Here is a 15,176-nt window from a genome sequence, read left to right on the forward strand (position 1 = left end):
AAATGGGATTAAAAGCGGCCTTAAGTAAGCCTTTTGCTGCCTTTGTGCTGCGGGGGATTCAAAAATGGAAAAAGAGGGCGGTGCTGGCTCAGCAGGAAACCTTGTTACAGCTGGTTAATGATGCTGCATCTACAGCCTTTGGGAAAGACCACCAGTTTGAGCAGATCAGGAACTATGAAGATTTTAAGCAGCGGGTTCCAGTTAGGGACTACGAAGCTTTACGTCCATATATTGAGCGTGTGATTGCGGGGGAGGCCGATGTAATGTGGAAAGGAAAGCCTGCTTATTTTGCCAAAACATCGGGCACTACTTCTGGTGCCAAGTATATTCCTATTTCTAAGGAGTCTATGCCAGAACATATCAAGGCAGCCAGGAATGCACTGTTGAGCTATATTCACGAAACGGGTAGGGCTGATTTTGTTAACGGTAAGATGATTTTTCTGCAAGGAAGCCCGGTGATGCATAAAAAGAACGGTATTAATGTTGGCCGTTTATCTGGTATTGTTGCCAATCTGGTACCTGCTTATTTGCAAAAAAACCGCCTGCCATCTTATGCTACCAATTGTATTGAGGACTGGGAGCAGAAAGTTGATGCTATTGTTGAGGAGACGATTGATCAAAATATGACCCTGATTTCTGGAATACCACCATGGGTACAGATGTATTTTGACAAGCTTGGCGAAAAGTCGGCTGGTAAAAAGATCAAAGAGATTTTTAAGAATTTTCAGTTGTTTGTGTATGGCGGGGTAAATTTTGAACCTTACCGTGCAAAAATAGAGGCTAGTATTGGCAGGAAGGTAGATAGCATAGAGACTTATCCAGCTTCGGAGGGTTTTATTGCTTATCAGGATAGTCAGCAGGACAAAAGTTTGTTGTTGCTAACCAGCGCTGGTATGTTTTATGAGTTTATTCCTGCAGATGAATATTACAACGATGAGCCCACAAGATTGAGCCTTGGAGAGGTGGCGTTGAACCAGAATTATGCCCTTATTTTAAATACCAATGCGGGTTTATGGGGCTATAGTATTGGCGATACCATTAAGTTTGTGTCTAAGAATCCTTATAAAATTCTGGTTACCGGTCGTATTAAGCATTTCATTTCTGCTTTTGGCGAACACGTAATTGGGGAAGAAGTGGAGCATGCTTTACTAAGCGTAGCTAATGAAGAGGGGGTAGGTATTACTGAATTTACGGTTGCGCCGCAGGTGAGTCCTGAAGCTGGCGAATTGCCTTATCATGAATGGTTTGTTGAATTTTCCAATCCGCCCAAAGATTTGCTGGCTTTTAGCAGGAAAGTTGACCAGGCGCTTCAATTGAAGAACATCTATTATTTTGACCTGATTGAAGGAAAAATATTGCAGCCTCTTATCATCCGATCTTTGCAGAAGGATGCTTTTGTAAGCTATATGCGTGCAGAAGGTAAGCTGGGTGGACAAAATAAGGTTCCCCGCTTAGCCAACGACAGGAAGATTGCGGATAGTTTAAGTAGTTTTACGATTTAATTAGCGAATACATCACATTGAAAAATATATCTATATTAGGCTCTACAGGCTCTGTTGGCACACAAGCCCTTGAGGTGATCAGGGCAAATCCGGCCTTGTATACCGTTGCTGCACTTACTGCTCAATCTAATGCAGAGTTATTGGTTGCCCAGGCTTTGGAGTTTAGACCAGAACTTGTAGTGATCTGTAATGAAAACCATTATGCTGCGGTTAAAGATGGACTTTCTGGTACGGGCATCAAAGTGCTGGCTGGGGAGGCTGCTTTGTGTGAAGCGGCAAGCCTTCCGGCTGCAGAAATGGTACTTACTGCTATTGTAGGTGCTGTGGGTTTACGGCCTACTATTGCGGCTATTGAGGCCAAAAAGGATATTGCACTGGCCAATAAAGAAACATTGGTGGTGGCGGGTGAACTGATTACGCAACTTGCCAGGGAGCACGGGGTCACCATAGTTCCGGTAGATTCTGAACATTCGGCAATTTTTCAGTGCCTGGTAGGGGAAGATTATGAAAGTATTGAAAAAATATACTTAACGGCATCTGGTGGACCTTTCAGGGGCCGGGACAGGGATTTTTTATTGGGTGTAACCAAGGCCCAGGCTTTAAAGCACCCCAACTGGGTTATGGGGGCTAAGATTACGATAGATTCTGCTTCGCTGATGAATAAGGGACTAGAGGTAATTGAAGCGAAATGGTTGTTTGATCTGGAAATGGATCAGATTGATGTTATTGTGCATCCACAGTCTATTATTCATTCTATTGCACAATTTAAAGACGGCTCTATGAAAGCGCAAATGGGCCTGCCTGATATGAAGTTGCCTGTTCATTATGCCCTGGCTTATCCGCAGCGGGCGTCCAGTGAATTCCCGAGGTTTAATTTTATGGATTATCCTGAGCTGAGTTTTTATAAGCCCGATATGGAAAACTTCCGCAATCTGGGACTTGCATACGATGCTTTACGCCGCGGGGGAAATATGCCGTGTATCATTAATGCTGCAAATGAGGTGGTGGTGGAAGCTTTTTTACAGGATAAAATAGGTTTTCTGGAAATGAGCGACGTTATTGAACATTGCATGGGGGAGATTCCTTTTGTATCCGCTCCTGGTCTGAATAATTATTTAGAAACCGACCAACATACACGTATATTTGCCGCAAGTCTAGTAACTAAATAAAATTTTTCTATCTAACATTAACATACAAAAACATTAAATAATATATGAACGGACTGATTATGGCTGCCCAGTTGCTGCTGGGATTATCAATATTAGTAGTCTTACACGAGTTAGGACATTTTATAGCGGCGCGTGCCTTCGGTATTAAAGTAGAAAAATTTTACCTGTTTTTTGATGCCTGGAACGTTAAGTTGTTCAGCTATAAAAAGGGCGATGTAGAATACGGTATAGGATGGTTGCCATTGGGAGGCTATGTAAAGATAGCCGGTATGATTGACGAGTCTATGGACACGGAACAAATGGCACAGCCTGTACAGGACTGGGAATTTCGTTCTAAACCAGCCTGGCAGCGATTGGTAGTAATGCTTGGTGGGGTGTTTGTAAATATTGTAGTGGGGATCTTTATATTCTGGATGCTCATGTTTAAATATGGCGAAACTTACATTGCCAACAGTTCTGTAACCAGGGGAATTAATCCAGGAGAGATTGGTCAGGAAATTGGACTTAAAAAAGGGGATAGGGTAGTTGCCGTAAACGGTAAGAAGGTGATTCGTTTTGATGAGCTGATCAGTTCTAAAGTATTGTTGGGTAATACTACGCTGACTGTTTTACGTGAGGGAAAAGCACAGGAAATTAAGGTTCCGGATAACATTCTGAATAAAGTTTCTGATTTGGGTATAGAGGCTTTTATTAGTCGCACGCCATTATTGTCTACCCGTATTGATAGTGTGCCGCCTACTTTGGCTGCTGCAAAGGCCGGTCTTAAAGTGGGTGATCAAATTGAAACCATTAATGCTGTGCCTGTAAAGTACGATGTAGATGTAAGGCAGGAGATTCAAAAATATAAGGGTAAAACTGTTGCTTTTGGAATTAACCGAGCTGGCGAGGTAAAAGATTTTAACGTTGCGGTTGATACGGCTGGTAAAATCGGAATCTTGTTTGATGCCAGTGAGATTAAGGAAGAAACGATCAAATACGGTTTTTTTGAGGCTTTGCCTATTGGTGCTGCACAGGCATGGAAAACCTTTGCCGATAATGGTAAAGGGATATGGAAAGTGTTAACAGGTAAAATTAAGCCGAATAAAGCTTTTTCTGGTCCTGTTGAGATTGCACGTAAGGTTTATGGTGGGGAGTGGATTTGGGCCAGGTTCTGGGCTTCTACCGCATTTATCTCTATCGCGTTGGCATTTATGAATTTACTTCCTATTCCTGCCTTGGATGGTGGCCATGTGGTTTTCTTGTTGATTGAAATGGTTAAAGGAAAACCTCTTGGAGATAAGTTTATGGAGCGTGCGCAGATTGTAGGTTTTGTAATGCTGCTTTGCCTGATGGTTTTTGTATTGGGTAACGACATTTTCAAAGCATTTTTTAAGTAGCCCGTTATGGATTATTTTGAATTCTATGGCTTGCCACTTAGTTTTAATCCGGATTTAAAGCTCGTAAAGCAAAAGTTTTACGAGCTCAGTAAAAAGTACCATCCAGATTTTTACATCAATGAGCTTATAGAAAAGCAGGACGAGGTGCTGGAGCTGTCTACACTTAACAATAAAGCTTACCAAGTATTGAGCGATGCGCAAAAGCGCTTGCATTACATTCTTGTTTTAAAGGGCTTGCTGGTAGAGGGGGAAAACCATCTGCTTCCACAAAGTTTTTTGATGGAGATGATGGATGTGAACGAGGCATTGATGGAGCTACAGTTTGAACCTGATGCGGAAAAGCTTAATGCTTTAAAACGTGATATAGACGAGGTGGAAGAGGGCTTGACACAAGAACTCAATGCCTTGACTGCTGAATTTGATGGTAAGGATGCTGTTGAGCAGGAGCAAGCTTTGCTGGTTATTAAAGATCTGTATTACCGCAACAAGTATTTGTTACGGATCCGCGAAAGCCTGGCTAAAATGGAAGCGGGGAGTTAGTTTTATTTAATGCAGAAGATTAATACATGTCATCTTCTTTGAAAACACGAGAGGGCATCTTGCCATATTTACCCTGTCTGCTAAACTTTTCTTTGTCGGCCTGACGAAAAGGAACAAATGAGCCGTTAAGGTGATCTACCTTAATATCGAAAAACTCATATTTGGCAAAGTCGTTTACTACTAAGGCACCCACCAGACCAAAAAGAGCTGATGTTGCCAGCATTGCACCAGTATTGTTTCCCACTTTAGATAATCCGGTGAAGTAAAAGAGGTCTCCTTCTTTTTGCAAAGGCAAAATGCCCTTTTCAGTGATAATATAAGGTTTGCCCTGGTAAACAGCAGCAAATTTTTCATTTATCATGGCTGCTTTGCCATTCTCATCGAGTATGCTCTTTATGTTTATGGTACTTTGATCAGTTATGCAGGTTACGTTTGTATAATCAGGTTTCTGATTTTTAAATGAGTGGTAGTTTTTATAAAAGCCATCTTTTAAAGGCAAGCTGGTATAAAGTATAATTTTGCTTTTTTCTATGCTGTCTACCTGAAGGATGTCCTCGTAACTGAGTAATGTATTGTTGGGCAGGGCGCGACTAAGGTTTTGAGCGATGTATTTTGTAATTACTTCGTTCCCTTTTTTGAACAAACGCCTGGTAACATCCATGGCATTGAAAGAAATCAGGGTATCTAGCTTTTCCAGTTCCAAATAACGTCCTTCAGTCATTTGGTATAAATTAGCCCTTATTTGGCAGTATCCTGTTTCACTTGCAGTTTTGGTTACTTCGGTAAAATTAAGCTGACGGAGCTGGAATACAAGCGTACCTGATGAAGCAGATGAATCTGTTAGCGCTGTAAACGTATCCTCGATTTGTTGTTTTAAAGGACGGCTGGTGGTAACCTTGGTCATTTGATTTAACAATCCTACTTGTACTATTCCTAACGAAGTATCTGCACGTGAGTCCAGAACGATAAATTTATTATAATGGCTGTTCTTAATTTTGAGTTTTGGAGCAGTCATTTCAAAAATTGAATTGCTACTTTGAGCTTCAGCATTTGTGATGCTACAAAAGATTAATAGACCAAGGAACTGGAATAGTATAGGTTTTTGCATGAGGTGTTAATTGGTATTTATAACCTCAAATGTATGATATTTTAGCTGTTTTTTTATGTTATGTTTTTATTAAGGGATGGTAGTTGTCTTCCGTTAAACATGACTTCATGATGGCATTATTTTTACGATGTTTGTGGGCAACAAATATGAAACCTTTACTTAGATTTTACGTTGCTGCTTTAACAGCCTATGGGATATGGGGCTTTTTTAGTCTTGTATTAAAGCCTTTGCATGCTTATGCTTCGGTTGATATCTTATTTTATCGCGTGTTTTTGTGTGCTGTTGTGATGTCGGCCATCGTTCTTTTGTTTAAGCGTAAAGTTTTAAAAGAAAATGTGGCTCTATTTAAAAGCTTATCGTCGGTTCAAAAGCGTAAAGTACTGTGGTTAAATATTGGGGGAGGAGTGCTTTTAACGGCAAACTGGTTTTCCTTTATTTATGTGATGAACCACATTAATGTTAAAGCTACATCGTTGGCTTATCTGGTTTGCCCCATTCTAACTACTTTACTGGCCTGGGTTATTTTGAAGGAAAAATTGAGTAAGCAGCAATGGCTGGCTATCTTTTTAAGTATTGTGGGCTGCGTTATACTGTCTTACAGTAATTTGATGGATATGGTGTTTAGCCTGATTATAGGGTTATCTTATGCCCTTTATTTGATTGCCCAGCGGCAGAATACAGGTTTCGATAAACTCATTTTGTTAAGTAGTCAGTTTCTTTGCGCTGCTTTGTTGTTGCTCCCTTTTTATCCGATATATAGCGCCACATTGCCTACGGCATTTGATTTCTATTTTTACATATCGATCATTGCTATTGGTTTTACAATAATTCCGCTTTTTTTAAACCTATATGCCCTAAAGGGGCTCAATTCCTCAACTGCCGGAATGTTGTTAAATTTAAACCCACTTATTGCGTTTGCGCTTGCTTTTTTCGTTTTTCGGGAAGAGATCAGCCTTCTGCAAATTTCTGCCTATGTGATCATCTTTGCCGCAGTTGTAGTTTTTAATGCTTCTTCTCTTTTTGGGAAAAGAAAATTGCGCATGGTTAATGCTTAATTGGGCTAAATTTTGAGGTGTTTAGAAAATGTAAAAAAGAGATATTCCCTCCTTTAGCCGTTTTGCTTTGTTTATTTTTGGCTAAATCTTAAATTATGAATACACTATCCATTTTCAAAAAAATAGCTGTTGCTGAAGGTATTTCATACCTGGCGCTATTGCTGATTGCTATGCCCCTTAAATATTTTGCAGGAATGCCATTGGCGGTTAAATATACAGGTTGGGCGCACGGTTTACTTTTTGTATTGTATGTGATGCTGGTTATCATGTGCTGGATGGAATATAAATGGAAAATAGGGAAGACCATCCTGGTGCTCTTTGCTTCTTTATTGCCCTTTGCTCCTTTTATAGTTGAAAAGCGCTTGCATGAAGGTGCTGATGATCAGGTGAAAGCATAAATGTGTTGATTTATTTCTAAATCTTTTAAAATAAGCCTTGGATATATACGGCTGAATTTATACATTTGCATCCCGCTTAATAGCAAATGCCCAGTTGGCGGAATTGGTAGACGCGCTGGTCTCAAACACCTGTGGGAAACCGTGCCGGTTCGACTCCGGCACTGGGTACAGAAAACTTCGGTACTACCGAAGATTACCGAAGAAAAGTCCTTAATATTTATATTGAGGACTTTTCTTGTTTTAGAGCAATTTCAAAATGCCGTTTTCCTATGCTTTAGGCATGTTTTCCAAAAATCACAACTTCTAGCTTCAGAGAATTTTAAACCATTTCACATCAAAAAAGTATTTTCGGTACTGCAGAAGATTACCGAACTTTTCATTCCTACGGGAATCCGTAAATTATCTTACACTTTGTTGGATAGATTTGGGCTGTAACTAAATCATAAAATATCATGGAACAAGTTCAAGCAATAAAACCAGGTCCCAAACCTAAAAAAGATAATGGACAAGATGACAAAAGGAGAAAGGTTTTACCAGAGACAAAGCAAAAACACCCTGATTTAAAACCCCATAAGCACAGGCCGAAGGATTAATCAGTGAATGTGGAAAAATTCCAAAAGTTTAATTGTAAAGTCAAAGAGCCTAAATGCTTTTTGGCTTTCTCTTTTTCTTAAGGCTTGCAGCCTTGGTTTCCCTTTCGAGTTGCTTTGCAGCGATTGTCGCAAAATCATACATAGTTCTAAGCATTCGTTCAGCTTCTTCAATAGAAACTAAAGTGCCATGCTTTTCGAGGATTTGTTGAGCTTTTTCAGGAGTTATATTGCGGTTGTTGTAATCATGATTTGTAATATTTAATAAAAAATTACTGTTGAAGTTCGCAAGTTGTTAAAGATACAGCTATTATACTTATCAACATACGTAATACTAATAGATTTAGTATGTAATTTTAGGGTTCTATATCCAACCAAAATATGAGAGATACAATTTTTATAAGTCATGCTACTCCTGAGGATAATGAATTCACTGTTTGGTTAGCTTCTAGACTTGAGTTATTAGGGTATAAGGTCTGGATTGATAAGAAAGAACTTTTAGGAGGCGAAACTTTTTGGGAAACAATTGAATCAGTTATTAAAATAAATGCAGTAAAGTTTTTATTGGTTTATTCTAAAAATATCTGTTATCCAGATAGCGAAGAAATAAAAGGAGGTATTCAAAAGGAGATTGATTTTGCAAAAGATGTTATTAAGAATGAAACACTAAACGATTTCTTTATTATCCTGCATATGGATGATTCAGGGTATAATCTTTTTCCAGGGGCAAAAGATCTTAACCAAATACCCTTTAATGAAAATTGGGCTGAAGGACTAACTGCACTTCAAAAAAAGCTAGTAAGAGATAATGTCCCAGTGACAGATATTCATGAATTGGATGAAGCTGCTAAGTGGTATTTAAATAATTATCTTGTAAAAAACCCCATTATTGAAAAAAAGGAGCTTTATTATACAAATTGGTGGAGTGTCAAATCTATGCCAAAATCGTTTTTCATCATGCGGTACAAAAATGAAAAACAAGCGAATAAAGTAGCTGCGGATAATGAAAACTATTTGTTGGTTAAGGATGCCAATTGTGTTACTACCTTTAATAAAAGACTTCATACAAAAATTATTGACAGTTTCGGTAATACCTCTATTTTACCTTATGAAGTATTTGAGATTACAATAAGCGAATTGCTCCAGGGATATGAAAAAGAAAGTTTTCCGTCTTTTCGCGACGCCGAAAATCATTTTAAAAAGCTTTTTAAGCGTACCTTACATCTCTTTTTTAAAAACAAGCAATTGTATTGGTATGATTTGTCAAATAAGAATATGGCCTATTATCATACTTATACCAGCTTACCAACATCTAAAGTAACCTTCGATTTTCCATACCGTGAAAACGCCCGCCCCAAAACAAAAAACTTACTTGGCAAACATTTAGAAGTTGGAAAATGGCATTTTGCAATCTCGGCAAAGCCTGCATTGTCGCCATTCCTCGGTTTCCATTTGAGAAGCCATTTGATCTTTACTAAAAGTGGATATGGTGCAATAGATGACAAAGATCTTCAGCATACACATAGGCGTAAAAAGGGCAAACGAATGTTTAATGAGGAATGGCGTGATTTACTTCTTGCCTTTATTAAAAGCCTTGGTGACAGCGAAGGTGAAATCATTCTAAAGACAGGTACAGAAACAGACATTGTGATGAAACCGTCACTGGAAATGTTTTGGTCAGATTATGGGTATTTTGACCCTAAAGATTTAAAGCGTCAAGAGCTTTTTATAGATGATGAAAGAGAAGACTTTATCCAAGAGCAAGAATAAGTTATGTTGATAGAACCTGAATTATTTTTCATAAATGAGCCGGAATTGTCATTTGGATACAATCAGCGGACGGCTGATCCAAGGGATGGATTGATGTTATTCGGCCCACACGATCGGGATAAAATTAAGGGACAAATAAACATTGGTATCGTTGGTTGTATTAACCAGCGCAACCGTCTTAAATCCTATCTCCGAAAATTACATCAACCTGTGGGATCATTGCAGGCCGATATCGCAAGGCCCTCCTTTCCTGGACTTGAAGCTGCTTTTGGCATTCATGTTAATTTTGATAATATTGTCGAAATTGATGTAAAGGAGAGTGAGGTAAATAAATATCTTCAATATTCAGATGGGCATCAGCGTGTGCACAATCTATCAAACTTGTTTGCAGACGAACTAATAAAATATCACAAGGAAGAAGAACGCCCTGTAAGTGTTTGGTTCTTAATTATCCAAGATGATATATACAAGTTTGGACGCCCTAAATCTAAAATTCCCAAATCCCCTCAAAATGTCCGCTTAGGGCTAAAGAAAAAGGAACGCAATTCATCGCAACCGTTTCTATTCGATTTTTTCAATCAAATGCAGGAGGCTTACGAGTACGAGGTGAATTTTCACAATCAGATTAAAGCAAAATTGCTGAACGATAAGATCGTAACTCAGATATTGCGAGAAAGTACCGTTGGTTATCAGGAAATATGGGAAGATGAAAAACTAATAGATCAGCAACGAGTGTTCGATAGTGCAAAAGCATGGAATATAGCGACAACTCTTTACTACAAAAATGGCGGACTCCCTTGGCGTCTCGGTGACATTAGGGAAGATGTTTGTTATTTGGGATTGGTTTACAAGAAACTAAATGATGATCCGCAGAATCGAAGTGCCTGTTGTGCTGCACAAATGTTTATAGACTCAGGCGATGGCATGGTATTTCGAGGTAATATTGGCGATTGGTACAATCCTGAAACTAAAGAGTTTCACATCACAAAAAATGATGCTGCAGATATGATCAGCCAATCATTGGAAGCGTTTAAAGAAAAGTTGGGGAAGGGAAATTATCCAAAAGAGGTCTTTATTCATGCAAAAACACTTTTTGATGATGACGAATGGACGGGCTTTACAGAAATGGCGGCAGGGCGATCTAAAATCATTGGGGTTCGTATTCAGAGCACCTCACAATTTAAGTTATATCGAGATTATTCATTTTGCGTTCCAAGAGGAATGACAATGAAAATAGAAACCAATAAAGCTTTCTTATGGACTAAAGGATTTATACCCAGGCTGCAAACTCAAGTTGGGTTGGAAACACCAAATCCAATTGTCGTTGAAATAACACGAGGTCAAGCAGCGATTGAACAAGTATGTAAAGACGTTCTAGCATTAACAAAATTGAATTATAACGCTTGTATTTTTGCTGATGGCCAACCGGTAACACTCCGTTTCGCCGATTCGATTGGTGAGGTTCTTACTGCTGGTAAAAATGTAACCACATCAATACTCCCATTTAAACATTATGTTTAGCACTTAAATATCTATTGGCATTATAGTATTTCTAGCTAAAGACATTTGAATAATTTAGGTTCATCATTTTTATATAATTAATTATGAAAGTTAGTTTTTTATTAGGAGCCGGTTTTTCTTACAATGCTGGCTTGCCACTTGTTAAAGATATCTCTGATAAGTTTTTGCGGCAACCACTATACGATCACATTCTTTGGTTTAGTTCCGGTGAATCAAAATGGACAGATTGGGCGAACAAGGCCGAACAACACAATGGCAAAATACATTGGCGCGGACTCGAAATTGCTTTTTTTCTTGAATTTGTGATTAGACATTACCTGAATGTAAATGGATTAGCAGAGCTTAATTATGAGAAATTCTATTTTTACTTGTTATCCTTAAAAACAAAAGATAGAGAAACCTATGAAGATCTCTTACAAAGTGCGCAGCAACAGTACGCGGAGGTTTTTAAAAAGGATGACGCAGACTTTTTGAGTATTCCAGATTATGAATTTTTTTCCTGTTTCTACCATCTTATAGAAGACTTATTATGGGTTAGATCAGACCGCGAGGAACTTTATACAGCATACAAACCATATTCGGACTTTTTCATGGCAGAAGATGTGGAGATTAACATCTTCACTTTAAATCATGATCTTTTATTGGAAATGCTCTTTGAGCATTACGATATTGATTATAGTGATGGATTTTCTACTGATCGCAGTACCCTTGTCGATGATAATGGAACTAAACTAAAAGTATTTAATGGTGATTTTCAAAAAAGGCTTAATTTGTTAAAACTTCATGGCTCAATAGATTTTTATCAATATCGCTATGTCCGGGAGGAAAATAGCCATAAGGGAGCTGATTATTTCAAGACATTAGATTTCCATGCAAAACATACCGCTAATGATATTGACGAAAATGGAAAAGTAATTCAAAATTTTACTCCTCAGATAATTCCGCAATTCATTACAGGTGAAAATAAGCTAGAAATGATTCGAAATGATAAAATGTACAAATTATTATATTCAAATTTTAAAGAGCATTTGAAAGATTGTGATAAGCTGATTATTGTCGGTTATTCATTTGGTGACGCTCATATTAACACAGTTTTAGAATCCTCCTTGCCAAATATTGAAGAGGTGTTACATATCGATCCTTACGCTATTTTTCCTTTTAGACATGATGGTTACAAAAAGATAAATCCATTAACTGAAAAAGTTCAATTGTAAAATAGAAAGTTTAAACCTAATCTGTATATCATTCAATAATCCAATTTTTAGAGCCAGAAGAAATTTGAAAAATAGTGACGAAAGATCGAAAATGAAAAGGCCAACCTTGAAGGTTAGCCTAAGTTTCTTAGGGGAACGAAAAAAACTTAATCTTCTTCAGGTCAATTCGGCAGAACCGATTTACTTTCCAAAAACTAGAGGTGATTCCCGGACCCCTTTCTGTATCTTTATAAATGAATAATTCTTTCTATTTCAATGCAAAAATATACGATTATATTTACAAATGCAAAATATAGTTATCCACTATCCTGTAAATCCTTTTGAGCTGCTTTTTATTGACAAGGGATTGGAATTACTTTACAATTTCACAATTGACACCTACAGACTACGGTTACATAATCCTAAGACATTAATCGAAGAGTTGATTAGCGTTTGTCATGCTTCCAACTCTGGGTTATTGACAAACAATGATTATGCCAGTTCCACCTCAAAAGAACTTAAAGCAGCACTTGAAGAAAACAATCATGGTTTAAAATTCATCAAAGTTAGTAAAAAACATTATATAGATACTTTATCTAAAGCTAGTCCCAAGGATTACAGTCTTTTAATCCAATCAAGCAAACTTATGTTAAAAGATAATCAACATTATCTCTCTGAATTGTTTGATGAAATTCTAAGATTAACCGCCATCTTTCCATCTCTTGTGGACGACCACAGTCCAAAGTTCCAGAATGATCTTGCAGAGATGAAAAAAAACATAATAGTACTTGCTAACCATTTGTTTGTTGAACTAATTAATAAAGGCTTTACAAAACAATACCTAAATAATTTTTTCCAAATTACTTTTGTGCGCAACATAGATCCAGCACTTACTTTTTCAGCTAGAATGGATATTTTAAAAACACTCATAGTCAAGGATAGCGAGAATTTCACAGTAATATTTAGGATAATTGGCAGTTCATTTCAATTCAACGAATTTAAAAAAATTGACAATAGCTATGAGCTAGTTACAAAAAGATACCGTCGAACAATTGCGCCTGTTATTTCTGCTGAAGTCGCTGATTATCTTGAAGATAATAAAGAGAATTTTTTGATATACATTGAAATTAAAGCACACGACTATTTTAAGGCTGTAGAGACTTCAATGAATAAACTCTCGAAGGACATGGACATTTATCATCTTGGGTTTACCCGTCATTCTTTCAAAATTGACACTAAGTGTGCGGTAATTGGAAAAGTTGATCCATCTAAAGCAGATACTTTTCCTAGTAACTTCCAAATTGATGGCTATGTAAGAAGCAATGCTCAAGTATTTGAAACACTTTTAAATAAAATTAAGAAAATCGAACAAAATAGTATTGAAAAGGAAAGTTATGATAAGATCATCTCTGCCATTCGTTACTTTAGAACTGGTACGGAATCACCAGAATTGGAAACCAAATTACTTAATTATTGGATTGGCCTAGAATATATTTTCACTTCAAATAAAAACGACCAGAAAACTATTGATCGTATCCGTAGCTATTATCCCTTGTGCCACTCCTTAATATATGTCAAGCGCAACTTGCATGACCTTCACAAGACCATCAAAAGATTAGGAATCTCTGCACACATACCGGGTTATAATGATGATCTTGTCTACCTATCTCTTAATGAAACATATGACGCAATAGTTGCTGCTAGTCCCAGTGAACTACTCAAAGTTAGAGCTAGATACTATCAAACCTGGGTGCAAGACCCAAGTAGAATTACATACGTTTTACATAAGCACACAACAAATTTAGAGTGGAATCTCACTCGTCTGTATCGTATCAGAAACGAAATCGTTCACAATGCGGCAATAAAGAAGGGTATATATGTCCACATTTCCCATATGAAATACTATTTTACCTTCATTCTAAACTCTATATTGGATTTTATGGCTGAAGTACATGCAGATTTAGATAACGATGGAAAAGTTTCTATTGAAGACTACTTTATTGCACAAAGCATAATGTTAGGTTCGCTGAGGGGCCAACCTGCTAAAGAATATTTAAAAGTAGACAATCCATCGCAAATTTTCCATTAGCAACTTGAATTACAAGATTAACCAAAACTCCATTAAATATGGTTAAATTTTATCCACTATATAATTTTCAAAAAATATCAGCGAATTAATATTGTTTATGTAAATAAATATCAAATCATGCTTTAATTGGTTCGACAAAATTTGAAACAAATAAATTATTTTAAAAAAAAGTACTTTTCAAATTCCATCTCTATTCGGCAAAGAAGCCACAATTAGTGTACTTCGTCATTTTTAGAGACTTCCAACGAATCAATCGATATTCTACAATTTTCTTTAAATCTTGCTCAAATTGGAGTTTATCAATTTTGGCACCGAGTACTAACCGGAATCGAAAATATCGATTCCGGTTTTTTTATGGCTGCTTAGCTAGCCTTAACCCCTCAAAAACCATATTTAAAGACAGCCAGGTATTTCCCTTCACCTCCATGGTGCTGAATTTTTCAGGGTTGATCCTAAAGCCAACTTTTTCATAACATTTAATGGCCTTGGTATTCCAGTCATAAACATTAAGCTCTATATGTGGGATTTTAAGGATATTGATGGAATAATTTACCAGCAGGCTGATCAATTCCTGTCCCAGTCCTTTTCCTCTGGAGGAGGGATCGCCTATCAAAATCCGGCATATCTTTGCAGTCTGTTCTTCTGTTATGTAAATTTCCGCGTGACCTATGGTCTGGTTTGAGCCGGTATCAACTACTCTAAACACATGCCGGTTTTGATCCTCCAGATAAGTGAAAAGCTGTTCTTCCGTGAGCGGAAACGTAAATATGGGCCCCGCTACCTGAACCAGTAATTCTTCACTGTCCATCCAGGATATTAATTTTTTGAAATCTGCTGGCTTAAATGAGGCTAATTTTATCATTTT

The 15,176-nt window shown here is 37.5% G+C and carries 13 protein-coding genes and 1 tRNA gene; 12 read left to right on the forward strand and 2 right to left on the reverse strand.

Annotated elements, in window-relative coordinates:
• Window positions 1-2 precede the first annotated feature (2 nt).
• The 4 genes from LPB86_RS09895 to hscB are packed head-to-tail and all read left to right on the forward strand — an operon-like array spanning window position 3 to window position 4,587.
• Entirely contained in the window at window positions 3-1,502 is a 1,500-nt protein-coding gene (locus LPB86_RS09895; RefSeq protein ID WP_230643034.1) for a GH3 auxin-responsive promoter family protein, read from the forward strand.
• A gap of 17 nt (window positions 1,503-1,519) precedes the next feature.
• Entirely contained in the window at window positions 1,520-2,671 is a 1,152-nt protein-coding gene (locus LPB86_RS09900) for a 1-deoxy-D-xylulose-5-phosphate reductoisomerase (protein WP_230643037.1), read from the forward strand.
• A gap of 44 nt (window positions 2,672-2,715) precedes the next feature.
• Entirely contained in the window at window positions 2,716-4,047 is a 1,332-nt protein-coding gene (rseP, locus tag LPB86_RS09905; protein WP_230643040.1) for an RIP metalloprotease RseP, read from the forward strand.
• Between the two features lie 6 nt (window positions 4,048-4,053).
• The gene (gene hscB, locus LPB86_RS09910) at window positions 4,054-4,587 is read left to right on the forward strand and encodes a Fe-S protein assembly co-chaperone HscB (RefSeq protein ID WP_230643043.1); all 534 of its coding nucleotides are present in this window, start codon (window positions 4,054-4,056) and stop codon (window positions 4,585-4,587) included.
• Window positions 4,588-4,606: 19 nt separating this feature from the next.
• Here hscB and LPB86_RS09915 read toward each other — a convergent pair whose 3' ends face one another.
• Window positions 4,607-5,695 carry a hypothetical protein gene (locus LPB86_RS09915; RefSeq protein ID WP_230643046.1) on the reverse strand — a complete coding sequence of 363 codons (1,089 nt, stop codon included), beginning with the start codon at window positions 5,693-5,695 and terminating at the stop codon, window positions 4,607-4,609.
• A 146-nt stretch (window positions 5,696-5,841) separates the two neighbouring features.
• Here LPB86_RS09915 and LPB86_RS09920 point away from each other — a divergent pair, with 146 nt between their 5' ends.
• The 8 genes from LPB86_RS09920 (at window position 5,842) to LPB86_RS09955 (ending at window position 14,311) form a co-directional block, all read left to right on the forward strand.
• Entirely contained in the window at window positions 5,842-6,750 is a 909-nt protein-coding gene (locus tag LPB86_RS09920; RefSeq protein WP_230643049.1) for an EamA family transporter, read from the forward strand.
• A 95-nt stretch (window positions 6,751-6,845) separates the two neighbouring features.
• Window positions 6,846-7,148, forward strand: coding sequence for a DUF3817 domain-containing protein (locus LPB86_RS09925; RefSeq protein ID WP_230643052.1), 303 nt, complete (start codon window positions 6,846-6,848; stop codon window positions 7,146-7,148).
• A gap of 88 nt (window positions 7,149-7,236) precedes the next feature.
• Window positions 7,237-7,316: transfer RNA gene (locus LPB86_RS09930), tRNA-Leu, on the forward strand.
• Between the two features lie 284 nt (window positions 7,317-7,600).
• Window positions 7,601-7,741 (forward strand): hypothetical protein, encoded by a 141-nt coding sequence (locus LPB86_RS09935; RefSeq protein WP_230643055.1) that lies wholly within the window; start codon window positions 7,601-7,603, stop codon window positions 7,739-7,741.
• Window positions 7,742-8,119: 378 nt separating this feature from the next.
• Window positions 8,120-9,508 (forward strand): toll/interleukin-1 receptor domain-containing protein, encoded by a 1,389-nt coding sequence (locus tag LPB86_RS09940; RefSeq protein ID WP_230643057.1) that lies wholly within the window; start codon window positions 8,120-8,122, stop codon window positions 9,506-9,508.
• Between the two features lie 3 nt (window positions 9,509-9,511).
• Window positions 9,512-11,029: a hypothetical protein gene (locus LPB86_RS09945; RefSeq protein WP_230643059.1), complete on the forward strand. Its 1,518-nt coding sequence runs from the start codon at window positions 9,512-9,514 to the stop codon at window positions 11,027-11,029.
• Window positions 11,030-11,112: 83 nt separating this feature from the next.
• Window positions 11,113-12,243, forward strand: coding sequence for an SIR2 family protein (locus LPB86_RS09950; protein ID WP_230643062.1), 1,131 nt, complete (start codon window positions 11,113-11,115; stop codon window positions 12,241-12,243).
• 283 nt (window positions 12,244-12,526) lie between these two features.
• Entirely contained in the window at window positions 12,527-14,311 is a 1,785-nt protein-coding gene (locus tag LPB86_RS09955; protein WP_230643065.1) for a hypothetical protein, read from the forward strand.
• Window positions 14,312-14,663: 352 nt separating this feature from the next.
• Here LPB86_RS09955 and LPB86_RS09960 read toward each other — a convergent pair whose 3' ends face one another.
• Complete coding sequence (locus LPB86_RS09960) at window positions 14,664-15,173, reverse strand: GNAT family N-acetyltransferase (RefSeq protein ID WP_230643067.1); 510 nt, start codon at window positions 15,171-15,173, stop codon at window positions 14,664-14,666.
• Window positions 15,174-15,176 lie beyond the last annotated feature (3 nt).

The organism is Pedobacter sp. MC2016-14, assembly GCF_020991475.1.
In the GTDB taxonomy this organism is placed as follows: domain Bacteria; phylum Bacteroidota; class Bacteroidia; order Sphingobacteriales; family Sphingobacteriaceae; genus Pedobacter.

Coding starts and splice junctions, on each gene's coding strand:
- LPB86_RS09895 (WP_230643034.1), top strand. CDS start 3: ATGGGATTAAAAGCGGCCTTAAGTAAGCCTTTTGCTGCCTTTGTGCTG.
- rseP (WP_230643040.1), top strand. CDS start 2,716: ATGAACGGACTGATTATGGCTGCCCAGTTGCTGCTGGGATTATCAATA.
- hscB (WP_230643043.1), top strand. CDS start 4,054: ATGGATTATTTTGAATTCTATGGCTTGCCACTTAGTTTTAATCCGGAT.
- LPB86_RS09915 (WP_230643046.1), bottom strand. CDS start 5,695: ATGCAAAAACCTATACTATTCCAGTTCCTTGGTCTATTAATCTTTTGT.
- LPB86_RS09920 (WP_230643049.1), top strand. CDS start 5,842: ATGAAACCTTTACTTAGATTTTACGTTGCTGCTTTAACAGCCTATGGG.
- LPB86_RS09925 (WP_230643052.1), top strand. CDS start 6,846: ATGAATACACTATCCATTTTCAAAAAAATAGCTGTTGCTGAAGGTATT.
- LPB86_RS09935 (WP_230643055.1), top strand. CDS start 7,601: ATGGAACAAGTTCAAGCAATAAAACCAGGTCCCAAACCTAAAAAAGAT.
- LPB86_RS09940 (WP_230643057.1), top strand. CDS start 8,120: ATGAGAGATACAATTTTTATAAGTCATGCTACTCCTGAGGATAATGAA.
- LPB86_RS09945 (WP_230643059.1), top strand. CDS start 9,512: ATGTTGATAGAACCTGAATTATTTTTCATAAATGAGCCGGAATTGTCA.
- LPB86_RS09950 (WP_230643062.1), top strand. CDS start 11,113: ATGAAAGTTAGTTTTTTATTAGGAGCCGGTTTTTCTTACAATGCTGGC.
- LPB86_RS09955 (WP_230643065.1), top strand. CDS start 12,527: ATGCAAAATATAGTTATCCACTATCCTGTAAATCCTTTTGAGCTGCTT.
- LPB86_RS09960 (WP_230643067.1), bottom strand. CDS start 15,173: ATGATAAAATTAGCCTCATTTAAGCCAGCAGATTTCAAAAAATTAATA.